The following is a 25,429-nucleotide window of genomic DNA, read 5'->3' as shown; positions in this document are numbered from 1 at the left end:
CGCCTCGGCGCCACTCCCCGCCAACCCCTCCCTCCGTTTAAACTGCGCCTTTGCGACACTATTTGGACCCAATTTGTCGCATTGCCGAAAGCCTTGGAAAAACAGGGTTTGGCGCTATAAGAAGTTGTCGCTTGGCGGCAAGGCCGAGTGTTCATCTCTCCTTACAATCCCCCCATCGCTCGCCAGTTCCAGGCAGGCGTTCCTCTTCAGGAGACTCCGATGTCCGTTGAGCAAGCTCCGGTGCAACGCGCCGATTTCGACCAGGTAATGGTTCCCAACTATGCGCCAGCCGCCTTCATTCCCGTGCGCGGCGCCGGTTCCCGAGTCTGGGACCAGTCGGGCCGCGAGCTGATCGATTTCGCCGGCGGTATCGCCGTTAACGTCCTGGGGCATGCCCACCCGGCACTGGTCAGCGCGCTGACCGAACAGGCCAACAAGCTGTGGCATGTGTCCAACGTCTTCACCAACGAGCCGGCCCTGCAACTGGCTCGCAAGCTGGTCGACGCGACCTTCGCCGACCGCGCGTTCTTCTGCAACTCCGGCGCCGAGGCCAACGAGGCCGCGTTCAAGCTGGCCCGTCGCGTCGCCCACGACCGCTTCGGCCCTGAAAAAAACGAGATCATCGCCACCGTCAACAGCTTCCACGGTCGTACCCTGTTCACCGTGAGCGTCGGCGGCCAGCCGAAGTACTCCGACGGCTTCGGTCCTAAGATCACCGGCATCAGCCACGTGCCGTACAACGACCTGGAAGCGCTGAAAGCCCAGATCTCCGACAAGACATGCGCCGTGGTCATCGAGCCGATCCAGGGCGAGAGCGGCGTGGTCCCGGCCGATCAGGCCTATCTGGAAGGCGCCCGCGCCCTGTGTGACCAGCACAATGCGCTGCTGATCTTCGACGAAGTGCAGACCGGCGTCGGTCGTACCGGCCATCTTTATGCCTACCAGCACTACGGCGTGATTCCGGACATCCTCTCCAGCGCCAAGAGCCTGGGCGGCGGTTTCCCGATCGGCGCGATCCTCACCACCAACGACCTGGCCAAGCACCTGGCGGTCGGCACCCATGGCACCACCTATGGCGGCAACCCGCTGGCCTGTGCTGTCGCCAACGCAGTGCTGGACATCGTCAACACCCCTGAAGTGCTGGCCGGCGTCAAGGCCAAGCACGAGCGCTTCAAGGCACGCCTGGAACAGATCGGCAAGAAATACGATCTGTTCACCCAGGTCCGCGGCATGGGCCTGCTGATCGGCTGCGTGCTGACCGAGCAGTGGAAAGGCAAGGCCAAGGACGTATTCAACGCCGCCGAGCAGGAAGGCCTGATGGTCCTCCAGGCTGGCCCGGACGTGGTGCGTTTCGCTCCGAGCCTGGTAGTCGAGGACGCCGACATCGACGAAGGTCTGGACCGCTTCGAGCGCGCTGCCGCCAAGCTGACCCAGGCCTGATTCGCCCCCGCGACACCCGCGCTGGCCGGCCACCGGCCAGCGCACCGATTTCATGTGGCCTGTGCCCAGCGTGCACACGCCGCTTTTTTTGCGCCGACGAATGCCGTTGGCCCGTATACCCGAAAGGAGTGACACCATGCTGGTGATGCGACCCGCGCAAATGGCTGACCTGGATGAAGTACAGCGCCTGGCTGCGGACAGTCCCATTGGTGTCACGTCCCTGCCGGACGATGCCGGTCGCCTGGGCGACAAGATCGCCGCGTCGGAAACCTCGTTCGCTGCCGAAGTCAGTTTCAATGGCGAGGAAAGCTACTTCTTCGTCCTTGAAGACTCGGACACCGGCAAGCTGGTGGGCTGTTCGGCCATCGTCGCCTCGGCGGGCTACTCCGAGCCGTTCTACAGCTTCCGCAACGAGACCTTCGTGCATGCGTCCCGCGAGCTGAAGATCCACAACAAGATCCACGTCCTGTCGCAGTGCCACGACCTCACCGGCAACAGCCTGCTGACCAGTTTCTACGTGCTGCCGGAACTGGTGAACACCGGCTGGGCAGAGCTGAACTCCCGCGGTCGCCTGTTGTTCATGGCCTCGCATCCGGAGCGCTTCGCCGAATCGGTGGTCACCGAGATCGTCGGCTACAGCGACGAAAACGGCGACTCGCCATTCTGGGATGCCATTGGCCGCAACTTCTTCGATCTCAACTACGCCGAGGCCGAGCGCCTGTGCGGCCTGAAGAGCCGTACCTTCCTCGCCGAGCTGATGCCGCACTACCCGATCTACGTGCCGCTGCTGCCGGACGAGGCCCAGGAAGCCATGGGCCAGGTGCATCCGCGGGCGCAGATCACCTTCGACATCCTCATGCGCGAAGGCTTCGAGACCGACCACTACATCGACATTTTCGACGGCGGCCCGACCCTGCATGCGCGGGTCTCCGGCATCCGCTCGATCGCCCAGAGCCGGGTCGTACCGGTCAAGCTGCAGGAGCAGCCGACCAAGGGCGGCCGCCAGTACCTGGTGACCAACGGCCAGTTGCAGGATTACCGCGCGGTATTGCTGGAACTGGACTGGGTTCCGGGCAAGCCCGTGTACCTCAGCCCGGAGGCCGTCGAGGCCCTGGGTGTGGGCGAGGGCGCCAGCGTGCGCCTGGTCGCGGTTTGATACCTGAGAGATACCGGCCGAGTTTCGCGGATGCCCCCAGGCATCCGCCCGAGGAGATAGCATGATCGTTCGTCCCGTACGCAACAGCGACCTTCCGGCGCTGATCGAGCTGGCGCGCAGCACCGGCACCGGCCTGACCACCTTGCCGGCCAACGAGGACCGCCTGGCCCATCGGGTCGGCTGGGCCGAGAAGACCTTCCGCGGCGAGGCCGAGCGCGGCGACGCGGACTACCTGTTCGTGCTGGAGAACGACGACGGCGTGGTCGTCGGCATTTCCGCCATCGCCGGCGCCGTCGGCCTGCGCGAGCCCTGGTACAACTACCGGGTCGGGCTGACCGTCAGCGCCTCCCAGGAACTGAACATCTACCGGGAAATCCCGACCCTGTTCCTGGCCAACGACCTGACCGGCAACTCCGAGCTGTGCTCGCTGTTCCTGCGGGCCGACAGCCGCACCGGCCTCAACGGCCGCCTGCTGTCCAAGGCGCGGATGCTGTTCATCGCCGAGTTCCCCGAGCTGTTCGGCAACAAGATCATCGCCGAGATGCGCGGCATGTCCGACGAGCAGGGCCGCTCGCCGTTCTGGGAAAGCCTGGGCCGGCACTTCTTCAAGATGGAGTTCAGCCAGGCCGACTACCTCACCGGCGTCGGCAACAAGGCCTTCATCGCCGAGCTGATGCCGAAGTTCCCGCTGTACACCTGTTTCCTCTCGCAAGCCGCGCGCGATGTCATCGGCCGTGTCCACACCGACACCGAGCCGGCGCTGGCGATGCTCAAGAGCGAAGGCTTCAGCTACCAGGGCTACGTCGACATCTTCGATGCCGGCCCGGCCATCGAATGCGAAACCCGCAAGATCCGCGCGGTGCAGGACAGCCAGAACCTGGTCCTGGCCGTCGGCACGCCGGGCGACGACGCCCCGGCCTACATCATTCACAACCGCAAGCGCGAAGACTGCCGCATCGCCGCAGCGCCCGCGCGCCTGGCGGCCGGCACCCTGGTGGTCGATCCCGCGACCGCCAAGCGCCTGCGCCTGAGCGCCGGCGACCAGGTGCGCGCCGTTCCGCTGTCCGCTGCCCGGGAGGCCAAACAATGACCACTCACTTCATCGCAGGCCAATGGCTGGCCGGCCAGGGCGAAACCCTGCAATCCCTCAACCCGGTGACCCAGGCGGTGATCTGGGAAGGGCAGGGCGCCACGGCGGCGCAGGTCGAGCAGGCGGTTGCCGCCGCACGCCAGGCCTTCCCGGGCTGGGCGCGGCAGTCGCTGGACATGCGCATCGCCGTGCTGGAAGCCTTCGCCGCGCAGTTGAAGGCCAATGCCGAAGCACTGGCCCACTGCATCGGTGAAGAAACCGGCAAGCCGCTGTGGGAAGCCGCCACCGAAGTGACCAGCATGGTCAACAAGGTCGCCATCTCGGTGCAGAGCTACCGCGAGCGGACCGGCGAGAAGAGCGGCCCGCTGGCTGATGCCACCGCCGTGCTGCGCCACAAGCCCCACGGCGTGGTGGCGGTGTTCGGCCCGTACAACTTCCCCGGTCACCTGCCCAACGGTCATATCGTCCCGGCGCTGCTGGCCGGTAACGCGGTGGTGTTCAAGCCCAGCGAACTGACGCCGAAGGTCGCCGAGCTGACCGTCAAGTGCTGGATCGACGCCGGCCTGCCGACAGGCGTGCTCAACCTGGTGCAGGGTGCGCGGGAAACCGGCGTGGCCCTGGCCGCCAATCCGGGTATCGACGGGCTGTTCTTCACCGGCTCCAGCCGCACCGGCAATCATCTGCATCAACAGTTCGCCGGACGCCCGGACAAGATCCTGGCCCTGGAGATGGGCGGCAACAACCCGCTGGTGGTGGACGAGGTCAAGGATCTCGACGCCGCGGTCTACACCATCATCCAGTCCGCGTTCATCTCCGCCGGCCAGCGCTGCACCTGCGCGCGCCGCCTGCTGGTACCGCAAGGCGCCTGGGGCGACTCGCTGCTGGCGCGCCTGGTGGAGGTCAGCAAGAACATTTCAGTGGGTGCCTTCGATCAACAGCCAGCGCCGTTCATGGGCTCGGTGGTCTCCCTGGCTGCGGCCAAGGCCCTGATGGATGCCCAGGCCCAACTGCTGGCCAACGGCGCCACCGTGCTGCTGGAAATGACCCAGCCGCAGGCCACTGCCGCGCTGCTGACCCCGGGCATCATCGACGTCACCGCCGTGAGCGGGCGTCCGGATGAAGAATTCTTCGGCCCGCTGCTGCAGGTGATCCGCTACGCCGACTTCCCGGCAGCCATCGCCGAAGCCAACGACACCCAGTACGGCCTCGCTGCCGGCCTGTTGTCCGACTCCCATGCGCGCTACCAGCAGTTCTGGCTGGAAAGTCGTGCCGGCATCGTCAACTGGAACAAGCAACTGACCGGCGCCGCCAGCAGCGCGCCGTTCGGTGGCGTCGGCGCCAGCGGCAACCACCGCGCCAGTGCCTATTACGCGGCGGACTACTGCGCCTACCCGGTGGCCTCGCTGGAAACCGCGAGCCTTGTCCTGCCTGCCACGCTGACGCCCGGCGTCGCCCTATAACAACAGGTTCACGGAGCCTTAGCCGATGAAATCGTTTGAAGTGAATTTTGATGGTCTGGTCGGACCGACGCACAACTACGGCGGCCTGTCCTACGGCAACGTCGCCTCGCAGAGCAACAGCCAGCAGGGTTCCAACCCGCGGGAAGCGGCGCGTCAGGGACTGGCCAAGATGAAGGCCCTGGCCGACATGGGCTTCAAGCAAGGCGTGCTGGCGCCGCAGGAGCGCCCGGACGTGGCGGCGCTGCGCCGCCTCGGCTTCGGCGGCAGCGATGCCGAAGTGATCCAGCGCGCGGCGAAGGAAGCCATGCCGCTGCTGGTCGCCAGTTGCTCGGCATCGAGCATGTGGGTGGCCAACGCCGCCACCGTCAGCCCGAGCGCCGATACTGCCGACGGCCGCGTGCATTTCACCGCTGCCAACCTCAACTGCAAGTACCACCGCAGCATCGAGCACCCGACCACCAGCCGCGTGCTGGGGGCGATGTTCGCCGACCAGCAGCACTTCGCCCACCACGCCGCGCTGCCGGCGGTGGCCCAGTTCGGTGACGAAGGCGCGGCCAACCACACGCGTTTCTGCCGCGCCTACGGCGAGCCGGGCGTGGAGTTCTTCGTGTTCGGCCGCAGTGCCTTCGACACCCGCTACCTGGCGCCGGCCAAGTACCCGGCGCGGCAGACCCTGGAAGCCTCGCAGGCCGTGGCCCGGCTGCACGGCTTGACGGATGACGGCGTGGTCTATGCTCAGCAGAATCCGGATGTGATCGACCAGGGCGTGTTCCACAACGACGTGATCGCGGTCGGCAACGGCGAGGTGCTGTTCTACCACGAGGACGCCTTCCTGGAGACCGAGCGGGTCCTGGCCGAACTGAAGGACAAGCTGGCCAGGCGTGGCGGCAACTTCAAGGCGATCTGCGTGCCGCGGGCCCAGGTCTCGGTGGAGGATGCGGTGCGTTCCTACCTGTTCAACAGCCAGCTGCTGTCCCGCGACGACGGTTCGATGCTGCTGATCGTCCCGGAAGAATGCCGCAACAACGAGAGGGTCTGGGCCTACCTGAACAGCCTGACCAGCCAGCAGGGCGCGATTTCCGAAGTGCGTGTGTTCGACCTCAAGCAGAGCATGCAGAACGGCGGTGGTCCGGCTTGCCTGCGTCTGCGCGTGGCGCTGAATGAAACGGAACTGGCGGCGGTGAATCCAGGCGTTATCATGACCGCCCCGCTGTACGACACCCTGACCCAGTGGGTCGACCGGCACTACCGTGACCACCTGGTCGAAAGCGACCTGGCCGATCCGCAACTGCTGGTGGAGTGTCGCACGGCGCTGGATGAACTGACCCGGATCCTCAAGCTGGGCTCGGTCTATCCGTTCCAACTCAACCCCTGAAAGAGCACCCGAACATGTCCGACGCCCTGCAACTGATCCTTGAAGACGAAGATGGTAACCAGCGTGAAGTATCCAGCAGCCGCTTTGCGGTGATCTGGCAGGGCAAGGAAGTGTGGATCCAGCAGGACGGCCGCGGCCAGCTGCTGATCGGTGTCGACGTCGAAGAAGGCGACACCGAGTACGCCAACCTGCTGCTGCGCCCGCTGGCCACCAACCTGGTCAGCCTGCAACTGGAAATGGAGCCGGCGGATGCCGGCGACGATGACGATCACGTCCACGGTCCCGATTGCGGACATCATCACTAAGGAACGACACCATGCTCGCCCTCGGCAAACTGCTTGAACTGACCCTGGCCGGTCGAGAACCGGCCGAGAAGACCCAGACGACAGTTCAAGGCGTGCGTTTGCGCTGGTTGGCCGAGGGGGCGCTGGAAGTTCGTCCGCCGGAGTCGCGGGACAGCGGGCTGGATATCCTCCTGTCCGCCGGCATCCACGGCAACGAGACCGCGCCGATCGAGCTGCTCGACGACCTGCTGGGGCGTATCGCCAGCGGTCAGGTGCAGCCACGGGCGCGGATCCTCTTCCTGTTCGGCAACCCCGAGGCGATCCGCCGCGGCGAGCGCTACCTGGAGCAGGACGTCAATCGCCTGTTCAATGGCCGTCATGAGTTGACCAGCGGATCGGAAGCCATGCGCGCCGGCGACCTGGAGCACCTGGCGGCGACCTTCTTCAGCATTCCGGGGCGCACCCGGTTGCACTACGACCTGCACACGGCGATTCGCGGGTCGAAGATCGAGCAGTTCGCGCTTTATCCTTATAAAGAGGGGCGCCAGCACTCCCGCCGCGAACTCGCCCGCCTGCGTGCCGCTGGCATGGAAGCGGTGCTGCTGCAGAGCAAGACCTCGATCACCTTCACTGCCTACACCTACGAAAAGCTCGATGCCGAGTCCTTCACCCTGGAACTGGGCAAGGCGCGGCCGTTCGGGCAGAACCAGCAGGTCAATCTCGACCGGCTGGAAAACCGCCTGATCCAGATCATCGAAGGCACCGAGCCGGAAGAGACCGACGCGCTCGATGGCTTGCAACTGTTCAGCGTTGCCCGCGAGATCATCAAGCACAGCGACAGCTTCCACCTGCACCTGCCGGCGGATATCGAGAACTTCTCGGAGTTGTCCCGTGGCTACCTGCTGGCGGAAGACCTGGCGCAGACGCGCTGGATCGTGGAGGAGGAGGGGGCGCGGATCATCTTCCCAAATCCCAAGGTGAAGAACGGGTTGCGAGCGGGGATCCTGATCGTCCCTGCATCGGCCGAAGGACTGGGCCAGTAATACTGGCCTCATCGCAGGCAACACCGCCGAACCCTGTGGGAGCGGGCGTTGCCCGCGATGAGGCCGGAACAGGCAAAAGAAAAGGCCGCGGTATCAACCGCGGCCTTCTTCTTTTATACCGCCACCTTCTGCGGCACTTCATTCCTGCGCAACGCCCGCAGCTTCAGCAGCGTATCCGCACAGGTATTCGCCGCCTCCTGCCCCTTCAGCACGAAATGCTCGAAGAAGAACTTCTGGTGCTCGTCACCGGCATGGAAGTGATGCGGGGTCAGCACAACCGAGAACACCGGCACTTCGGTTTCCAGTTGAACCTGCATCAGCCCGTCGATCACCGCGTGGGCGACGAAATCATGGCGGTACAGGCCGCCATCCACCACCAGTCCGGCTGCGACGATGGCGCCGTAACGGCCGCTGCGGGCCAGAAGCTTGGCGTGCAGGGGGATCTCGAAGGCCCCGCCAACCTCGTAGAAATCGATATCGCTGGCCTGATAGCCGTGCTTGGCCATCTGCTCGACGAAGCCTTTCTTGCTCTGATCGACAATATCCTTGTGCCAGCAGGCTTGTACGAAAGCGATACGCTCGTTGCTGTGGCCGATTGGGGTTGCTTGCATTGAAACGGACTCCTGTTTGTATGAGAAACAGGGCAGCTGGATCGAAGGGGATGGTCGCCGCGACGCTTCTGAAACGAAATTTGCGGACGAACGGACACAACGGTGCCTATCCCGTTCTCTCTTTATCCGGACTGTGACCGTCGGCCCCGGAATCACACCGGGTCTGCTGACCTCACAGGCCTTGCCTGCAAGCGCTCGCGGGCTATGCGCGTTGCGCGCAATTACCGCCGGTGGGGAATTGCACCCCGCCCTGAGAACGTTGCCATCATGGGTGATGGCGGGTCAATTTGTAACATAGATTTCGACGGAACGTATAGCCTGCTAACTAAATCGCCCCGATTAACAGGCATTTCATCCTGAATGGGGGGCAACAGCGTATAAAACCCACTACACCTGGCCCTCAGGCTAGCTATAATGCGGCCCTTTGCCGTCGTTTTCGTCATTTGACGCGCACATTTGCCTCAGGCCGCCGTTTCCGTGGAAGAACCTATGAAAAGCGCAGAAATCCGTGAAGCCTTCCTTCGATTCTTCGAAGAGCAGGGACACACCCGAGTCGCCTCCAGCTCCCTGATCCCGGGCAACGACCCGACCCTGCTGTTCACCAACGCCGGCATGAACCAGTTCAAGGACTGCTTCCTCGGCCAGGAAAAGCGCGCCTACACCCGCGCCGTGAGCAGCCAGAAATGCGTACGCGCCGGCGGCAAGCACAACGACCTGGAAAACGTCGGCTACACCGCGCGCCACCATACCTTCTTCGAGATGCTGGGCAACTTCAGCTTCGGCGACTACTTCAAGCGTGACGCCATCACCTTCGCCTGGACCTTCCTGACCTCCGACAAATGGCTGAACCTGCCGAAGGAAAAGCTCTGGGTCACCGTCTACGCCAGCGACGACGAAGCCTATGACATCTGGACCAAGGAAGTCGGCGTACCTGCCGAGCGCATGGTCCGCATCGGCGACAACAAGGGTGCTCCGTACGCGTCCGACAACTTCTGGACCATGGGCGATACCGGCCCGTGCGGTCCGTGCACCGAGATCTTCTACGACCACGGCGCCGACATCTGGGGCGGCCCTCCAGGCTCGCCGGAAGAAGACGGCGACCGCTACATCGAGATCTGGAACAACGTCTTCATGCAGTTCAACCGCACCGCGGATGGCGTCCTGCATCCGCTGCCAGCGCCGTCGGTGGATACCGGCATGGGCCTGGAGCGCATCAGTGCCGTGCTGCAGCACGTGCACTCCAACTATGAGATCGACCTGTTCCAGAGCCTGCTGGCCGCCTCGGCCAAGGCCATCGGCTGCACCGACGAAGGCCAGCCTTCGCTGAAAGTGGTGGCCGACCATATCCGTTCCTGCGGCTTCCTGATCGCCGACGGCGTGGTGCCGTCCAACGAAGGCCGCGGCTACGTGTTGCGCCGCATCGTTCGGCGCGCCTGCCGCCACGGCAACAAGCTCGGTGCCAAGGGCAGCTTCTTCTACCAGATCGTCGCCGCGCTGGTGGCCGAGATGGGCGAAGCCTTCCCTGAACTGAAATCCCAGCAGGCGCATATCGAGCGCGTGCTGAAGACCGAGGAAGAGCAGTTCGCCAAGACTCTGGAGCAAGGCCTGAAGATCCTTGAACAGGACCTGGCCGACCTGCAGGGTAACGTCATTCCGGGCGAAGTGGTGTTCAAGCTGTACGACACCTACGGCTTCCCGATGGACCTGACCGCCGACATCGCCCGTGAACGCGAGTTGAGCATCGACGAGGCCGGCTTCGAGCGTGAAATGGAAGCGCAGCGCGAGCGCGCCCGTTCCGCCAGCGCCTTCGGCCTGGACTACAACAGCCTGGTCAAGGTCGACGTGGACACCGAGTTCCTCGGCTACAGCGCCACCGAAGGCAACGCCAAGGTCGTCGCCCTGTACAAGGACGGCCAGTCCGTCGAGCAACTGGGTGAAGGCGAAGAGGGTGTGGTCATCCTCGATCGCACGCCGTTCTATGCCGAATCCGGTGGTCAGATCGGCGACACCGGCTACCTGCAGGCCGGCGCCGTGCGCTTCGACGTGCGCGACACCACCAAGACCGGCGGTGCCTTCCTGCACCATGGTGTGATCGCCAGCGGCAGCCTGAGCGTTGGTGCTCAGGTCGAAGCGAAGGTCGACGCCGACGTGCAGCACGCCACATCGCTGAACCACTCCGCTACCCACCTGCTGCACGCTGCGCTGCGTGAGGTCCTGGGCGAGCATGTACAACAGAAAGGCTCCTTGGTGAACAGCCAGCGCCTGCGTTTCGACTTCAGCCACCCGGAAGCGGTCAAGCCAGAGCAGATCAAGGCTCTGGAAGAGATCGTCAACCGCGAAGTGCGCCGCAATACCGCGGTCGAGACCGAAGAAACCGATATCGAAACCGCCAAGCAGAAGGGCGCCATGGCGCTGTTCGGCGAGAAGTACGGCGACAGCGTGCGGGTGCTGAGCATGGGCGGCGACTTCTCGGTCGAGCTGTGCGGTGGCATCCATGCCAAGCGCACCGGCGACATCGCGGTATTCAAGATCGTCAGCGAAGGTGGCGTGGCCTCCGGCGTGCGGCGTATCGAAGCAGTGACCGGCGCCGCTGCACTGGCCTACCTGAATGGTGCGGAAGAGCAATTGAAGGAAGCCGCGCAACTGGTCAAGGGCAGCCGCGACAACCTTATCGACAAGCTGTCGGCAGTGCTGGAGCGTAACCGTCAGCTGGAAAAGCAACTGGAGCAGTTGCAGGCCAAGGCCGCCAGTGCCGCTGGTGACGACCTGGCCAATAGCGCCGTGGACGTCAAGGGCGTCAAGGTCCTGGCCGCGCGCCTGGACGGCCAGGATGGCAAGGCTCTGCTGGCCCTGGTCGATCAACTGAAGAACAAGCTCGGCCGCGCAGTGATCCTGCTCGGCAGTGTCCACGAAGAGAAGGTCGTACTGGTTGCAGGCGTGACCAAGGACCTCACCGGCCAACTCAAAGCCGGGGATCTGATGAAACAAGCCGCTGCGGCGGTGGGTGGCAAGGGCGGTGGACGTCCGGACATGGCGCAAGGCGGTGGCGTGGACGCCGCGGCGCTGGACGCTGCACTGGCCTTGACCGTGCCATTCGTAGAGCAGGGTGTCTGAGGCGCCGACGGCCCGTCGTCTAGTGGCGGGCCGTCGGCGTTGTGTTTTGTTTATTGGGTGCCCTTCACGGGCTGAGGCGGCTTTGAAATGGCGTTGATCGTACAGAAATTTGGCGGTACCTCGGTCGGCACAATCGAGCGAATCGAGCAGGTTGCCGAGAAGGTCAAGAAGTTCCGCGAAGCTGGCGATGACCTGGTGGTTGTGCTGTCGGCGATGAGCGGCGAAACCAACCGCCTGATCGACCTTGCCAAGCAGATCAGCGATCAGCCGGTTCCGCGTGAACTGGACGTGATCGTGTCCACCGGTGAGCAGGTGACCATCGCCTTGCTTGCCATGGCGCTGATGAAGCGGGGCATTCCGGCGGTTTCCTACACCGGCAACCAGGTGCGGATCCTCACCGATAGCGCGCACAACAAGGCGCGCATCCTGCAGATCGACGACCAGAAGATCCGCGGCGACCTCAAGGCCGGTCGCGTGGTCGTGGTCGCGGGTTTCCAGGGGGTCGACGAGCAGGGCAACATCACCACCCTCGGTCGCGGTGGCTCCGACACCACCGGCGTGGCCCTGGCAGCAGCCCTGAAGGCTGACGAATGCCAGATCTACACCGATGTGGACGGCGTCTATACCACCGACCCGCGCGTGGTGTCCCAGGCCCAGCGCCTGGACAAGATCACCTTCGAAGAGATGCTGGAAATGGCCAGCCTCGGTTCCAAGGTGCTGCAGATCCGTGCCGTCGAGTTCGCCGGCAAGTACAACGTTCCGCTGCGCGTGCTGCACAGCTTCCAGGAGGGTCCGGGTACCCTCATTACCATTGATGAAGAGGAATCCATGGAACAGCCGATCATTTCCGGCATCGCCTTCAACCGCGATGAAGCCAAGCTGACCATCCGTGGCGTACCGGACACCCCGGGCGTGGCTTTCAAGATCCTCGGCCCGATCAGCGCCGCGAACATCGAAGTCGACATGATCGTGCAGAACGTCTCGCACGATAACACCACCGACTTCACCTTCACCGTGCACCGCAACGACTACGAGAAGGCGATGGGCGTGCTGAAGACCACGGCTGCCGAGATCGGCGCCCGTGAAGTGATCGGCGACACCAAGATCGCCAAGGTCTCGATCGTCGGCGTCGGCATGCGCTCCCACGCGGGCGTTGCCAGCCGCATGTTCGAAGCCCTGGCCAAGGAGAGCATCAACATCCAGATGATCTCCACTTCCGAGATCAAGGTCTCGGTGGTCATCGAAGAGAAGTACCTGGAACTGGCCGTACGCGCTCTGCATACCGCCTTCGAGCTGGACGCTCCTGCCCGTCAGGGCGAATAAGCGTTGTCCCCGAGGGGCGCGGCCTGGCCGCGCCCCTCTTTTTTCGACCGCTGTGGCGCCCGCCATCTCGGTCATGCTGGTCAATACTCAGGTGTAGTCCTACAGCCGTCCTGGTTGCAGGTCGAAGCCTTTCTTACTTACAGACTGTTATCCCTGAACTGAATCCCGTGAGGAAAAACGTATGCTGATTCTGACTCGTCGGTGTGCCGAAAGCCTGATCATTGGCGATGGCGAAATCACCGTGACCGTGCTCGGCGTCAAAGGAAACCAGGTGCGAATCGGTGTGAACGCCCCCAAGGAAGTGGCCGTGCACCGTGAGGAAATCTACCTTCGGATCAAGAAGGAGAAGGACGAAGAACCAACCCTTTAATTTTTCTCGTTTTTTTTTCAAAAAAGAGTTTGCAAACGGGGAAGGGTCTGGTTATTATACGCCCCGTGTTGCGGAGAGGTGGCCGAGTGGCCGAAGGCGCTCCCCTGCTAAGGGAGTATACCTCACAAGGGTATCGGGGGTTCGAATCCCCCCTTCTCCGCCATTATTCATGTAGGGCGCTGTAATCTGGCATGAATCACTAAGTAGTTGAAATTAAACGAAAAAGTGGTTGCCAAAACGATTTAGCGAACTATAATGCGCGGCTTCAAATGCACTCGTAGCTCAGCTGGATAGAGTACTCGGCTACGAACCGAGCGGTCACAGGTTCGAATCCTGTCGAGTGCACCATATAGGAAGCAAGTTTCACTGAAATTTGCTTCTGCTTCAACCAGCGGTTATCTGGTCCATCAAATGCCAACCCTGCACTCGTGGCTCAGCTGGATAGAGTACTCGGCTACGAACCGAGCGGTCACAGGTTCGAATCCTGTCGAGTGCACCATATAAGAAGCAAGTTTCACTGAAGTTTGCTTCTGCTTCAGCCAGCGGTAATCTGGTTCATCAAATACCAACCCTGCACTCGTAGCTCAGCTGGATAGAGTACTCGGCTACGAACCGAGCGGTCACAGGTTCGAATCCTGTCGAGTGCACCATACAAGCAAACAGCCCGCCTTCATGGCGGGCTTTTTGTTTTCCGCGATTTGTTGATCCCGATAAATAAATTGTCATTCATGCCTCAATGGCGCGTGCTAATTTTTCTGTAGTGCATGTGCTCTTTATCGAGCGCTGGCCGTCGCATTGATGGACTCGGGAGTTTGCATGCGTAACGTTCGCAAACGATTGTTTTCACCGATATTTTCAGCCCCTGCCAGCTCAAGCGGTGTATGATTGCGCCCGTCAGCCCCGCCGGGGCTTGTGGAATACCACCATGGACTTACCCAGTAGTTACTTAAAAGCCTCTTTTGCCAATCACGATGTGACTGATTGATCCTCCCGGCGTGCTCCGCTGCTGGGAGTGGAGTTCGCCTATGACTGAAATCGAAGCAAAAAAAACGCAGGAAAGCCTGCAGGACCGCCTGGCCCAGGTGGTCGAGCTGCTGCACCGCCAGCGCGTGGTCGAAGACCTGACCCATCGCCAGGAAGGCGCGCATAACGATCGCGTCGAAAACCTGGTTCACCGGCAGAACCTGGTCGAGCTGCAACGCAAGCTCGATGACCTGCACTCCGCCGACGTCGCCCATATTCTCGAAGCGCTGCCCCTTGAGGACCGCCTGACCGTCTGGCAGTTGGTCAAGGCCGAGCGCGACGGCGACATCCTCCTCGAAGTATCCGACTCGGTCCGCGAGACCCTGATCGCCGACATGGACGATCACGAGATCCTCGCCGCGGCCAAGGAGATGGACGCCGACGAACTGGCCGACCTCGCCCCTGAGCTGCCTCGTGACGTCGTCCACGAGTTGATGGAAACCCTCGACGCCCAGCAACGCGAGCGTGTTCGCTCGGCGCTGAGCTATGACGAGGAGCAGGTCGGTGCGCTGATGGACTTCGAGATGGTCACCATCCGCGAAGACGTCAGTCTGGAAGTGGTCCTGCGTTACCTGCGCCGGCTCAAGGAACTGCCGAACCACACCGACAAACTGTTCGTCGTCGACTACGACGGTATTCTCAAGGGCGTGCTGCCGATCAAGCGCTTGCTGGTAAACGACCCGGACAAGCAGGTCGCCGAAGTGATGGCCGACGATCCGGTCAGCTTCCACCCGGAAGAAGACGCCTACGACGCGGCCCTGGCCTTCGAGCGTTACGACCTGGTATCGGCCCCGGTGGTGGACAAGAACAACCGCCTGATCGGCCGTCTGACCATCGATGAAATGGTCGACTTGATTCGTGAAGAAAGCGAAAGTGAAGTGCTGAACATGGCCGGTCTGCGCGAGGAAGAAGACATCTTCGCCTCGGTCTGGCGTTCGCTGCGCAACCGCTGGGCCTGGCTGGCGATTAACCTGATCACCGCCTTTGTTGCCTCGCGGGTGATCGGCCTGTTCGAAGGCTCGATCGAGAAGCTGGTTGCGCTGGCGGCGCTGATGCCGATCGTAGCGGGCATCGGCGGTAACTCCGGCAACCAGACGATCACCATGATTGTCCGCGCCATGGCGCTGGACCAGGTCAGCCCGGGCAATACCACGCGCTTGATGCGCAAGGAGCTGGCTGTTTCGCTGCTCAACGGCCTGATCTGGGGCGGGGTGATCGGCGTGGTGGCCTTCCTGCTGTATGGCAGTTGGTCGCTGGGTGTGGTGATGACTGCGGCGATGACGCTGAACCTGCTGCTTGCGGCCTTCATGGGGGTGTTCATCCCGATGACCCTGATGCGTCTGGGGCGCGACCCGGCCATGGGTTCCAGTGTGATGATCACTGCGGTGACCGACAGTGGTGGCTTCTTCATCTTCCTGGGCCTGGCTACGCTGTTCTTGCTGTAGTCATCAGTAAACGCGAAAGCCAGCCTAGTGCTGGCTTTTTTGTGGCTGCCACAAAGCACAACGCCCGGTGCGATGCACCGGGCGTTGTGTTCTGAAGCGCGTTCAGGAATAAGGAGTCAGGAGGCGTCCGCAGCCATCTCGACGTCATGGGCGATCAGCGCAACCAGGGCGTTTTGCTGGCGGTGGGACAGTTGGCGGAAGCGTTGCAGCAGTTCACGTTCATGCAGGGACAGTTCCGGGCTGTCCAGGCGCATGCTCAACTCGTCGCCCAGTGCACCTTCCTGGATAAGGCTCTGTTCCAGGCGGGCAATGATCTCGGAGTTCATGCTGCGGTGGTGGTTACGCGCAACCTCGGCAATGCGCTCACGCATTCCGTCGGGCAGGCGGACGACGAATTTGTCTGCGGTGCGGCTTGAGTAGATAGCCTGTTTCATTGGGCGCATATAATTGACCGGTTTAGTTCAGGGGAAGCGGTTCTTGAAATTGGCCGCGCGATGGAGACTACGACCACCGATACGGTCAAATGTTCAACCTGAATTGTGAATGAGGTCGCAATGATGCCTCATTGTCGCCGGTTCCTTGGCGTCAATTCTGTGACAAATATTGAACCGGGTGGAGGCTTTTTGCCAGTACCAATTATCAGAAATGAGCACTGGTTTGAAAAGTTAAGATTCATCCACTTATCCGATTCAGCCACCTTTTTGACTCTTTGCAACGAGAGACGAAAAGGTAACGGAAAGCTCCTAAAATGCTGGGGCTTTTCCTATCTATGAGCATAGTGGCTATGCAGCATGACGCAAGCGCCAGGCCTCCGTCGGACGACCGGGGCAGGCTGATCTACCTGATGGGGCCGTCGGGTTCCGGAAAGGACAGCGTGATCGATCAGGCCAGGCCCGCATTGCGGGATCTGGGCGTGGCGGTCGCCCGGCGGGTGATTACCCGATCCGCCGAGGCGGTGGGTGAAGACGCCCAGGGTGTGTCGCCCCAGCAGTTCGCTTCGCTACGGGCCCAGGGGGCGTTCGCCCTGGACTGGCCGGCCAATGGCCTGCACTACGGCATTCCGCGGGAGATCGACGCCTGGCTGGAGCAGGGGCGCTGGGTGTTGGTCAATGGTTCGCGCGGACATCTGGAGGAGGCGCGTGCCCGGTATCCGGACCTGCTGCCGATTCTACTCAGCGTTGCGCCGCAGGTATTGCGCGAGCGCCTGATGCGTCGCGGGCGGGAGACCGCCGAAGAGATCGAGCAGCGCCTGGCGCGCAATCAGCAGGTGTCCACTCGTCTGGATGAGGATGTGCGTCGCCTCGACAATTCCACCTCGGTGGAAGAGGCCGCGCAGCGCTTGCTGGCGTTGTTGCATGAAGCCGGGCTGCCGCTTCAGAACGAATAATGATCCTGCTCGCGGACCGGATGATCCTGCCGCTGCCCGTCGGGTGCCTGTCCGAGCACCGCCGGCCGGGCCTGCATCGATGTGCGGTAATCCAGCGAGTTGGCCGGCGTCTCCTTGGGCAACAGGCCCAAGGCAATCACGGCGGTCAGGGCCAATGCGTTGAGGGCAAGCAAGGTATGGGTCATGGGGGCTGGTCCGGGGCTGTAGGGTCGAAAACATTCCATTACCCTTGTCAGAGCAGTTGTCGTGCCAGCCTTTAATTAAAGAATTTCTCTTGTAAATCAACGGCTTATATTGATGTATCGGTAGTGCATCCGTGCATCCTGCAATGATGGCTTTAGGCTTCATTGCAAAATGCACGAGCTGACTTTCCACAATCCTTCTTGTGACGGGCAAAAAGCCCGATCCACGGCATGACAAATGCCTTCCCGCTGGTTAACATGGCCGCCTTCCGCCGCGTGGCGCCCGCCGCCGGCCTTGTGTCTCAGTAGCTCAATTGGATAGAGCATCCCCCTCCTAAGGGGAAGGTTGGCAGTTCGAACCTGCCCTGGGACACCATCTCCTCAACGGCCCCCCTTCATCCGCCGGGCCAGCAGAAACACCCCGAGCCCGACCAATGCCGTCACCGCACCGATGTACCCGGTGCTCGTCCACCCCAGTCCCGCGCTGATCGCCATGCCACCCAACCACGGCCCCAAGGCATTGGCCAGGTTGAACGCCGCATGGTTCGAAGCCGCCGCCAGGCTTGGCGCCTCGTGGGCAATATCCATCAGGCGGATCTGCAACGGCGCCGCCAGCGCAACCATGGTCCCCACCAGGCCGATGCCCAGCAGAATCGACCACAGCGCCTGGGCCGCGAAGGTGAAGAACAACAGCACCGCGATCGACCAGGCCAGGATCAGCCCCACGGCACGGAACTGCAGGCGATCGAACAGCTTGCCGCCGGCGAAGTTGCCGATGATGCCGCCCACGCCAAACGCCGCCAGGCCGAAGGGGATCCACTGGGGCGATACCTTCGTCACTTCGAGCATCGTGGGGGCGAGGTAACTGAAGACGCAGAACATGCCGGCGAAACCGATCGAGGCGATGCCCAGGGCCATCCACACCTGTGGCAGGCGAAATGCCTGGAGTTCCTTGCGCGGATCGCTGCGGGCTTCGTCGCGCGGCTGCGGAACGAAGCGCCAGACCAGGCCGATGGTGCACAGGGCGATCACGCCAACCAGGATGAACGCCGACCGCCAGCCGAAGAACTGACCCAGGAACGTGGCCACCGGATTGCCCAGCAGCATGGCCAGGGTCAGGCCCATCATCACCCGCGCGACGGCGCTGGCTCGCTGGTTGCTGGCGACCATGCTCGACACCACCACGGCAGCGATGCCGAAGTAGGCGCCGTGTGGCAGCCCGCTGATGAAACGAAAAGCGATCAGGCTGGCGAAGGACGGGGCAAAAGCCGTGGCAAGGTTGCCCAGTGCATACAGCGCCATCAGCAACAGCAGCATGTGTTTGCGCAGCAGCTTGGCGCCGAGAATCGCCAGGGCCGGCGCACCGACCACCACCCCCAGCGCGTAGGCGCTGATCGCGTGGCCGACCTCGGGCTCGCTGAGCGACAGGTTGCTGGCGACGTCGGGCATCAAGCCCATGATGGCGAATTCCCCGGTGCCGATGGCGAAGCTGCCGAGAGCCATGGCGACCTCCATCTTGACGACGGTGCTTTTGGGGGCAATCAGTGGGGGTGTTTCGTGGACGGACATGCGGCTCCTTTGAAATAAGCTGAAACGTTAAAGTTTCGATCTTAGGCTATTGCAGGCAAAGCAGTCGAGGACGCCAGAACCGGGGCTTGTAGCCTGTGGGCGCTATCCTACTGCCGCCCAGGACGGGCGATGTTTCACTGATGAAAATCTGATTTTCACCTTCGCGCTGCGTCGTTTCTGACCGCACTGCTAGATTCGACGATCCTTTTTCGATGGACGCCGATCAGGCGCGGGAAACAACAATGGCAGGCAGCAAGGGCTACACCGCGACGGCGATGACGTTGCACTGGGGCAGCGCGGCGATCTGGCTGGTCGCCTGGTGCATCGGCTTTGTCGCCACGCATTGGCGGGATGAATTCAATTCGGCTCACTCGCTGACCTTCCTGCACAAGGCCTTGGCCAGCACCTTGATCTTCCTGGTAGTGGTTCGCCTGCTCTGGCGCGCCACCCATCCCGCACCCTCGCTACCGGATTCGATGAGCGTGCGGATGAAGCAGGGCGCAATAGTGGGCCATGTCCTGCTGTATGCCCTGGCGTTGGTATTCCTGCCTTTGTCCGGCTGGTACTGGAGCTCGGTGGCGGGCAAGCCGATCATGCTCCTGGGGCTGCTGCAACTGCCTGCGCTGGTGGCACCCGACCAGGACCAGTACGGCCTCGCCAAGTTCGTTCACACCTACACCTCATGGTTTTGCGCTGCGTTGATTGCGGGACATGTGGGCATGGCCATCAAGCATCACTTCATCGATCGCGACAATGTATTGACCGGAATGCTGCCGGGTCGGAAAAGCTGATCCGAGCAATTGTTTCGCCTTCGTTCAAAGCCTCGCAGTGTCGAGGCTTTTTCATTTTCGAAAGATGGGATCCGATGGTGAAAGGTGGATCCAATTTGAACATTACTGCAATAAACCGGGCGATAAGACCTCAAGAATTTCACAGGCGAAAAACACAATTCCCGTGAGCCGATTTTTCTTTGCCTGTAGCGGCGATAGTCTCGCACTACCAGATTTACAAATAACTCTAAGAAAGGTAGATGCTCATGCACTCCGGCGACCAAGCCTTGCCTGGCTCCAAATCCACGATCCTCTGGCGTGTCGCGGCCATCGCGACCATGGGATCGCTTGCCTTTGGCTACGACACCGGAGTGATCTCCGGCGCGCTGCCGTTCATGACCCTCGAACCCAGCCAGGGTGGGCTGGGGCTGACCCCCTTCACCGAAGGCGCGGTCGCGTCCTCGCTGATTTTCGGTGGCGCGGTGGGGGCCTTCGCCTCCGGTCACCTGGCCGACCGCTACGGTCGCCTGTTCGTGCTGAAGGTCCTGGCCTTGCTGTTTGCCTTCGGTGCCATCGGCAGTGCCCTCGCGCCGAACTTCCTGGCCATGATCCTGATCCGCTTTGCCTTGGGCATCGCCGTAGGCGGCGCATCGTCCATCGTGCCGGTGTTCATTGCCGAGCTGGCCGGCCCCAGGCATCGGGGGCGGCTGGTGTGCCAGAGCGAGCTGATGATCGTTTCCGGACAGTGCCTGGCCTATGTGTCGAGTGCGTTGCTGGCACACCTGTTCGAGAACCCGGCTATCTGGCGCTACATGCTGGCCATCGCCCTGATTCCGGCGGCGCTGTTGTACATGGGCGTGAATTTCGTGCCGACCTCGCCGCGGTGGCTGGTGGCCAAGGGGCGCGTGGACGAAGCACGAAAGGTGCTGCTGGGGCTGCGTGACTCGGCCAGGGAGACCGACGACGAAATCAAGGAAATCGTCGAGCAGTGCAGCTACGAGAAGACCCATACCAGCCTGATGAGCAAGCTCAACGAGCCCTGGCTGGTCAAGCTGCTGCTGGTGGGCATCGGCCTCGGCTTCATGATCCAGGCTACTGGCGTCAACGCCTTCATGTACTACACCCCGATCATCCTCAAATCCACCGGCATGGGCACCAACGCCGCGTTGATCGCCACCATCGGCAATGGCGTGATCTCGGTGATCGCCTGCCTGATCGGCATGTGGGCCATCAATCGCATGGGGCGCCGGCCGATGTTGTTGCTGGGCCTGTCCGTTGTGGTGCTGACGCAGGTTTTCCTCGGCGGGGTGCTCAACTTCATGCCCGGCTCCCTGCTGCAGAGCTACCTGGCCCTGTCGGGTATCCTGGTGTTCCTGTTCTTCATGCAGATGTGCATCGGTCCGGTGTACTGGGTCTTGATGTCGGAGATCTTCCCGACCCATTCCCGTGGCGTGATGAACGGCATCGCGGTGGGCCTGTTCTGGGTGTTCAACGCCATCGTGGCGTTCGCCTTCCCGATCGCTCTCAGCTACTTCGGCGGCATGACCTTCTTCCTGTTCGCCGTGGTGAACGTCTTCTCGATCATCTTCTGCCTGCGCTGCGTGCCTGAAACCAAAGGGCTGTCGCTGGAAGAGATCGAGCGCTTGATGGAGCGCCGCTTCGGTCGCAAGGAACAGCAGCCCGGCAGGTTGGCCGGCAAGGCCTCGACCGGAACGACCTGGTAAGCCGTAACACTTCTGTTGCCTGCGGCGACGTAGTCCGAACCGGCTTGCGTCGTCGCTTCACCCGCCCGCCGGGTTCGAACAGAACACGCTGATCGTTTTGTTCACACGTTCTGCCAACTCATTCCTCGCTTCATGGCCAAGTCCATGAGGGCGGGTCAGTGCGCGTGTCGTTCAGGCAGTGGAGCCTCTGCGTAAAAGGCTCGTATCCGTTAACTCACAATAAGAAGAGCAGGAGAGTTTATGCACATCGGTTATGTTCGTCCGGTCAATGCCCGGTTGTTGCTGGGCATGAGCGTGCTGGGAGTGATTGGCTTGTTGTCCGATAAAGTCATCGCCGCCGAGCCATTCAATGCCGCCAACTACATGACGGGCGATTGGGGCGGTCTGCGTTCGGAGCTGCATGAAAAAGGCGCCGACCTGACCATCGAATACGTCGGCGAGGCGGCTGCCAACCTCCACGGTGGCTACAACAAGGACAAGACCGCGCGCTACACCGACCAGATGGCCCTGGGCGCGACGCTGGACCTGGAAAAGATGGCGGGCTGGCAGGACACCAGGTTCCAGTTGATGATCACCGAGCGCAGCGGTCGCAACCTCGCCGGCGACCGTGTCGGTGATCCGCGCGCCGGCATGCTGAGCTCGACCCAGGAGGTCTATGGCCGTGGACAGACCTGGCGCCTGACCCAGATGTGGTTGAGCAAGGGTTTCCTCGATGGCGACCTGGATGTAAAGGTCGGCCGCTTCGGCGAGGGCGAGGACTTCAACACCTTCCCGTGCGATTTCCAGAACAACGCCTTTTGCGGTGCCCAGGCGGCCAACTGGGCCGGCTCGGTCTGGTACAACTGGCCGGTCAGCCAGTGGGCCGGCCGGATCAAGTACAAGCTGACCCCTGAGGTCTATGCCCAGGTCGGTGCGTTCGAGGTCAACCCGTCGTACCTGGAAACCGGCAACGGCTTCAAGCTCAGCGGCAGCGGTGCCAAGGGCGCCCTGTTCCCGGTCGAACTGGTCTGGACCCCGAAGTTCAACGGCCTGCCGGGTGAGTATCGCGCGGGTTACTACTACAGCAACGCGAAGGCCGATGACGTCTACGACGGCGCCGATGGCCAGCCGCAGCCGGTTTCGGGCGGCGCGTTCCAGAGCCATGGCAGCAAGCACGGTTCCTGGTTGGTCATCCAGCAGCAACTGACCTCTCGCGGCGGCAGTGCCGAGCGTGGCCTGAGCGTGTTTTTCAACGCCACCTTGCACGACAAGGAAACCAACCTGGTCGATCACTTCATCCAGGCCGGTATTTCCTACAAGGGACCCTTCGACGCACGTCCCAAGGACGACTTCGGATTCGGTGTGGCCCGCATCCACGTGAACCCGGATGTAGCGCGTCAGGCACGCCTGACCAACGAACTGGCCGGTATCCAGGACTACGACAACCCGGCCTACAGGCCCATCCGTGATACCGAGTACGATGCCGAGATCTACTACGGCTTTGCGGTCACGCCCTGGCTGACCCTGCGTCCGAACCTGCAGTACATCCGTCATCCCGGTGGCGTGGACGAGGTGGACAGTGCGGTGGTGGCAGGCCTGAAGATGGCCGTGAAATTCTAAGGCGGCAGTCTTCGACATGACTCAGGCCCGGCACCCAGTGCCGGGCCTTTTCGTTTTCCAGGCGAAAAAAAGCCCGTGCATCACTGCACGGGCCGCTCCTCCTGGCATGGGCTCAGCCCAGGTAGTCCACCTGGTAGCGGTGGGTGCGCATGTTGCCCAGCGCCGCCTTGACCCGCAGGTGCGCGGGGTGCGTCGCATAGTCTTCCAGTGCCTGTACCGACTCGAACTCCGAGTAGAGGACAACGTGGCAGGCGTAGTCGATCCTGCTGATGTCGACGCCGATTTCCAGCAGTTTCAGGCCAGGGATTTCGTGGCGGATAGCCTCGAACTCGCGCTTGACCGTGTCGATGTTGTCATTGCGTTCCTGCTCGCTTTCGCCGCGCAGATTCCACATGACGATGTGTTTTACCGGTTGCATGGGGTGCTCCAGGAGGAAGAGGGGCGAGCCGGCTGCAGTGGCCTGGCTCGCCCCGAGGCCCGTTGTCAGCGAGCGATGGGGTTGAGGACGAAGTCGAAATCGAGTGAGAACCAGGGCGTGTCGATGGCCTGGCCGTACGGGTCGGTACCGGCGTCGTGGGCCACCCAGTCGGCGATCAGCGAGGAGCGCACGCCGAACACGGCGTCGGAATCCAGGTACTCGCCATGCTCGCGGAAGACGTGGGTCACCAGGCGTTCGTGGTTCGGCGAGATGATCATGAAATGCAGGTGCGCCGGGCGCCATGGATGGCGCTCCAGGGCTTCGAGCATCTTGCCCACCGGGCCGTCATGGGGAATCGGGTAGCAATCCGGGATGATGGTCTTGAAGTGGTAGCGGCCTTCGCTGTCGGCCTGCAGGATGGCGCGCCCCTCGAAGCTGTTCGCTGCGCGTCCGGCTTTCTGCACGTCGTAGAAGCCTGCATCGTCGGCCTGCCAGACCTCCAGGGTGGCGTTGGGTACCGGGTTGCCGTCGATGTCGCGCACGGTGCCACGGACGAACCAGGGTACCCCGGGGAGGCCGGCGCTGATGTCGGCGCCGAGGTCGAAGTGCGGTGCATCGAGCACGTGGAAAGGCCCGAACACCGTGGCCTCGGTGCAGCCCTCGGGCTTCTTGTGGTTCTGCGCAGTCACCAGGGTGGACAGGCCCAAAGTGTCGGACAGCAGGATGAACTCCTGGCGCGTCGGGGTGCAGATCTGCCCGACCGCTGTCAGGAACTCGATGCCTTTTTCCCATTCCGCCTCGGTCAGCTTCGTTTCGCGCGCGAAGGCGTGCAGGTGCTGCACCAGGCTGGTCATGATTTCCCGCAGGCGCGGGTCGGGCGCGCTGGCATTGCGGGTCAGGACCGCTTGGGTAATGGTGTGTTCGTCCAGATTTCTCATAGGAGGCCTTTGCTGACTTTTTCTTGTAGTGGGCCAGGAACAATCGCTACCCCGGCCGTTTTCGATTCCACCCGACTACGCTAAAGTGCTCTCCAGTGGAATAAAACAACGCCAATGAAATTCTTTGTTTCACCAGTGAAATAATAAGAGGTGCCCTGTGGACCGTTTCACCGAGATAGAGCTGTTCGTGCAGACCGCCGAGCTGGGCACCCTGAGCCGGGCTGCGGAAAAACTGGATATCTCCAACGCCGCCGCCAGTCGTCACCTGGCAGCATTGGAAAGCCGCTTGAAGGTGCGCCTGGTCGAGCGCAACACCCGGCGCCTGGCCCTGACCAATGCCGGCCACGATTTCTACGGGCGCTGCAAGGCACTGCTGGCCGAGTGGGCAGAGGCCGAGGCCTCGGTCAACGCTGCGCTGGTCGAACCCACCGGGACCTTGACCATCACCGCCACCATCTCCTTCTCCATGCTTCACCTGGCGCCGCTGGTGCCGGCGTTCCAGCGCTTGTACCCGGGGATCAAGGTGAAGATCATCGGTGCCAACCGTTACTACGACATCATGGATACCGAGATCGACCTGGCAATCCGCACCCGCGAGTTCGAGGCCGATTCGAGCATCACCATCCGACGCCTGGCCGAGACCCGTCGGGTGCTGGCCGCATCGCCGGCCTACCTGGCCCTGCGCGGCCAGCCGAAGACGGTGAGCGACCTGCAGCACCACGACATGCTGATCTACAGCCATGCCAACCACCCCAATTCGATGGAGTTCTGCAAAGGCGACGAGCGCGAGTCGGTGAAGATCCAGCCGGCGATGGAGTCGAACGATGGCCAGATCGTGCGCGCGGCGGCGCTGGCGGGGGCGGGGATTCTGGTGCAGCCCAAGTACATCATCTATGACGACCTGGTGGCGGGCCGGCTGCTGCCGGTGCTGGATGACTGGGATCTGCCGCGGCTGACGATCAACCTGGCGTTCCAGGATCGTCGCTACATGCCGGCCAAGACCCGGCTGTTCATCGACTTCCTGCTGGAGCATTTCAAGCGCGAGGGCTACGAGCGCTACTGGACGCGTTGAAAAAAGCCCCACCCGGCCCCCCGCACGGAGATCGGG

Annotated in this window: 22 protein-coding genes, 5 tRNA genes and 1 riboswitch; of the genes, 21 read left to right on the top strand and 6 right to left on the bottom strand. The window is 62.4% G+C overall.

The features are described 5' to 3' along the window. Window positions 1–219 precede the first annotated feature (219 nt). The 7 genes from AC5QPF_RS23225 to astE all read left to right on the top strand — a co-directional run bounded on the left by AC5QPF_RS23225 (window position 220) and on the right by astE (window position 7,848). Window positions 220–1,440 (top strand): acetylornithine/succinylornithine family transaminase, encoded by a 1,221-nt coding sequence (locus AC5QPF_RS23225; RefSeq protein ID WP_494960072.1) that lies wholly within the window; start codon window positions 220–222, stop codon window positions 1,438–1,440. 136 nt (window positions 1,441–1,576) lie between these two features. Next, window positions 1,577–2,596 (top strand): arginine/ornithine succinyltransferase subunit alpha, encoded by a 1,020-nt coding sequence (gene aruF / locus AC5QPF_RS23220; protein ID WP_494960071.1) that lies wholly within the window; start codon window positions 1,577–1,579, stop codon window positions 2,594–2,596. Between the two features lie 61 nt (window positions 2,597–2,657). After that, complete coding sequence (gene astA / locus AC5QPF_RS23215) at window positions 2,658–3,686, top strand: arginine N-succinyltransferase (protein WP_494960070.1); 1,029 nt, start codon at window positions 2,658–2,660, stop codon at window positions 3,684–3,686. Next, the gene (gene astD / locus AC5QPF_RS23210; RefSeq protein ID WP_494960069.1) at window positions 3,683–5,146 is read left to right on the top strand and encodes a succinylglutamate-semialdehyde dehydrogenase; all 1,464 of its coding nucleotides are present in this window, start codon (window positions 3,683–3,685) and stop codon (window positions 5,144–5,146) included. The genes astA and astD overlap by 4 nt, the downstream gene beginning before the upstream one ends. 25 nt (window positions 5,147–5,171) lie before the next feature. After that, on the top strand, window positions 5,172–6,521 hold the full coding sequence (gene astB / locus AC5QPF_RS23205; protein ID WP_494960068.1) for an N-succinylarginine dihydrolase: 1,350 nt from the start codon (window positions 5,172–5,174) through the stop codon (window positions 6,519–6,521). Between the two features lie 14 nt (window positions 6,522–6,535). Continuing rightward, the gene (locus AC5QPF_RS23200) at window positions 6,536–6,826 is read left to right on the top strand and encodes a topoisomerase II (protein ID WP_042124493.1); all 291 of its coding nucleotides are present in this window, start codon (window positions 6,536–6,538) and stop codon (window positions 6,824–6,826) included. A gap of 11 nt (window positions 6,827–6,837) precedes the next feature. Then, window positions 6,838–7,848, top strand: a complete 1,011-nt coding sequence (gene astE, locus AC5QPF_RS23195; RefSeq protein WP_494960067.1) for a succinylglutamate desuccinylase — start codon at window positions 6,838–6,840, stop codon at window positions 7,846–7,848. Window positions 7,849–7,961: 113 nt separating this feature from the next. Here astE and AC5QPF_RS23190 read toward each other — a convergent pair whose 3' ends face one another. After that, complete coding sequence (locus AC5QPF_RS23190; RefSeq protein WP_494960066.1) at window positions 7,962–8,459, bottom strand: 6,7-dimethyl-8-ribityllumazine synthase; 498 nt, start codon at window positions 8,457–8,459, stop codon at window positions 7,962–7,964. Between the two features lie 109 nt (window positions 8,460–8,568). Continuing rightward, window positions 8,569–8,721, bottom strand: a riboswitch (FMN riboswitch). 227 nt (window positions 8,722–8,948) lie between these two features. Here AC5QPF_RS23190 and alaS point away from each other — a divergent pair. From alaS to mgtE, 8 genes are all read left to right on the top strand, one after another. Beyond that, window positions 8,949–11,573, top strand: coding sequence for an alanine--tRNA ligase (gene alaS, locus AC5QPF_RS23185; RefSeq protein ID WP_494960065.1), 2,625 nt, complete (start codon window positions 8,949–8,951; stop codon window positions 11,571–11,573). An 87-nt stretch (window positions 11,574–11,660) separates the two neighbouring features. Continuing rightward, complete coding sequence (locus tag AC5QPF_RS23180) at window positions 11,661–12,896, top strand: aspartate kinase (protein WP_494960064.1); 1,236 nt, start codon at window positions 11,661–11,663, stop codon at window positions 12,894–12,896. Between the two features lie 181 nt (window positions 12,897–13,077). After that, window positions 13,078–13,266, top strand: coding sequence for a carbon storage regulator CsrA (csrA, locus tag AC5QPF_RS23175; RefSeq protein ID WP_009399024.1), 189 nt, complete (start codon window positions 13,078–13,080; stop codon window positions 13,264–13,266). Between the two features lie 72 nt (window positions 13,267–13,338). Further along, window positions 13,339–13,429, top strand: a tRNA-Ser gene (locus tag AC5QPF_RS23170). Between the two features lie 108 nt (window positions 13,430–13,537). Further along, window positions 13,538–13,614, top strand: a tRNA-Arg gene (locus AC5QPF_RS23165). A 74-nt stretch (window positions 13,615–13,688) separates the two neighbouring features. After that, window positions 13,689–13,765: transfer RNA gene (locus tag AC5QPF_RS23160), tRNA-Arg, on the top strand. A gap of 74 nt (window positions 13,766–13,839) precedes the next feature. Continuing rightward, window positions 13,840–13,916, top strand: a tRNA-Arg gene (locus AC5QPF_RS23155). 375 nt (window positions 13,917–14,291) lie between these two features. Continuing rightward, the gene (gene mgtE, locus AC5QPF_RS23150) at window positions 14,292–15,734 is read left to right on the top strand and encodes a magnesium transporter (protein WP_494960063.1); all 1,443 of its coding nucleotides are present in this window, start codon (window positions 14,292–14,294) and stop codon (window positions 15,732–15,734) included. 116 nt (window positions 15,735–15,850) lie between these two features. Here mgtE and AC5QPF_RS23145 read toward each other — a convergent pair whose 3' ends face one another. Beyond that, window positions 15,851–16,177, bottom strand: a complete 327-nt coding sequence (locus tag AC5QPF_RS23145) for an Arc family DNA-binding protein (protein ID WP_003254499.1) — start codon at window positions 16,175–16,177, stop codon at window positions 15,851–15,853. A gap of 341 nt (window positions 16,178–16,518) precedes the next feature. On the opposite strand from AC5QPF_RS23145, the gene phnN reads away from it, so the two are divergent. Then, the gene (phnN, locus tag AC5QPF_RS23140; protein ID WP_494960062.1) at window positions 16,519–17,121 is read left to right on the top strand and encodes a phosphonate metabolism protein/1,5-bisphosphokinase (PRPP-forming) PhnN; all 603 of its coding nucleotides are present in this window, start codon (window positions 16,519–16,521) and stop codon (window positions 17,119–17,121) included. Here the strand turns inward: phnN and AC5QPF_RS23135 are convergent. After that, complete coding sequence (locus tag AC5QPF_RS23135) at window positions 17,109–17,306, bottom strand: hypothetical protein (RefSeq protein ID WP_494960061.1); 198 nt, start codon at window positions 17,304–17,306, stop codon at window positions 17,109–17,111. The two genes, phnN and AC5QPF_RS23135, sit on opposite strands and share 13 nt — an antisense overlap. A gap of 296 nt (window positions 17,307–17,602) precedes the next feature. On the opposite strand from AC5QPF_RS23135, the gene AC5QPF_RS23130 reads away from it, so the two are divergent. Continuing rightward, window positions 17,603–17,679: transfer RNA gene (locus AC5QPF_RS23130), tRNA-Arg, on the top strand. A 5-nt stretch (window positions 17,680–17,684) separates the two neighbouring features. Here the strand turns inward: AC5QPF_RS23130 and AC5QPF_RS23125 are convergent. After that, window positions 17,685–18,872 (bottom strand): MFS transporter, encoded by a 1,188-nt coding sequence (locus AC5QPF_RS23125; protein ID WP_494960060.1) that lies wholly within the window; start codon window positions 18,870–18,872, stop codon window positions 17,685–17,687. Between the two features lie 242 nt (window positions 18,873–19,114). Here AC5QPF_RS23125 and AC5QPF_RS23120 point away from each other — a divergent pair, with 242 nt between their 5' ends. The 3 genes from AC5QPF_RS23120 to AC5QPF_RS23110 all read left to right on the top strand — a co-directional run bounded on the left by AC5QPF_RS23120 (window position 19,115) and on the right by AC5QPF_RS23110 (window position 22,965). Then, window positions 19,115–19,663 carry a cytochrome b/b6 domain-containing protein gene (locus AC5QPF_RS23120; protein WP_494960059.1) on the top strand — a complete coding sequence of 183 codons (549 nt, stop codon included), beginning with the start codon at window positions 19,115–19,117 and terminating at the stop codon, window positions 19,661–19,663. Window positions 19,664–19,902: 239 nt separating this feature from the next. Beyond that, window positions 19,903–21,366, top strand: coding sequence for a sugar porter family MFS transporter (locus AC5QPF_RS23115; protein WP_494960058.1), 1,464 nt, complete (start codon window positions 19,903–19,905; stop codon window positions 21,364–21,366). Window positions 21,367–21,654: 288 nt separating this feature from the next. Then, window positions 21,655–22,965 carry a carbohydrate porin gene (locus AC5QPF_RS23110; RefSeq protein ID WP_494964236.1) on the top strand — a complete coding sequence of 437 codons (1,311 nt, stop codon included), beginning with the start codon at window positions 21,655–21,657 and terminating at the stop codon, window positions 22,963–22,965. Window positions 22,966–23,077: 112 nt separating this feature from the next. Here AC5QPF_RS23110 and AC5QPF_RS23105 read toward each other — a convergent pair whose 3' ends face one another. Together AC5QPF_RS23105 and AC5QPF_RS23100 are read right to left on the bottom strand one after the other, a co-directional pair. Further along, window positions 23,078–23,383, bottom strand: coding sequence for a Dabb family protein (locus AC5QPF_RS23105; protein WP_494960057.1), 306 nt, complete (start codon window positions 23,381–23,383; stop codon window positions 23,078–23,080). A 65-nt stretch (window positions 23,384–23,448) separates the two neighbouring features. After that, window positions 23,449–24,321, bottom strand: a complete 873-nt coding sequence (locus tag AC5QPF_RS23100) for a dioxygenase family protein (RefSeq protein ID WP_494960056.1) — start codon at window positions 24,319–24,321, stop codon at window positions 23,449–23,451. 157 nt (window positions 24,322–24,478) lie between these two features. Here AC5QPF_RS23100 and AC5QPF_RS23095 point away from each other — a divergent pair, with 157 nt between their 5' ends. After that, window positions 24,479–25,393 (top strand): LysR substrate-binding domain-containing protein, encoded by a 915-nt coding sequence (locus tag AC5QPF_RS23095; RefSeq protein ID WP_494960055.1) that lies wholly within the window; start codon window positions 24,479–24,481, stop codon window positions 25,391–25,393. Window positions 25,394–25,429: the final 36 nt, after the last annotated feature.

This window comes from Pseudomonas sp. Con_6 (assembly GCF_059379395.1).
This window is presented reverse-complemented; position numbering and strand designations above follow the sequence as displayed.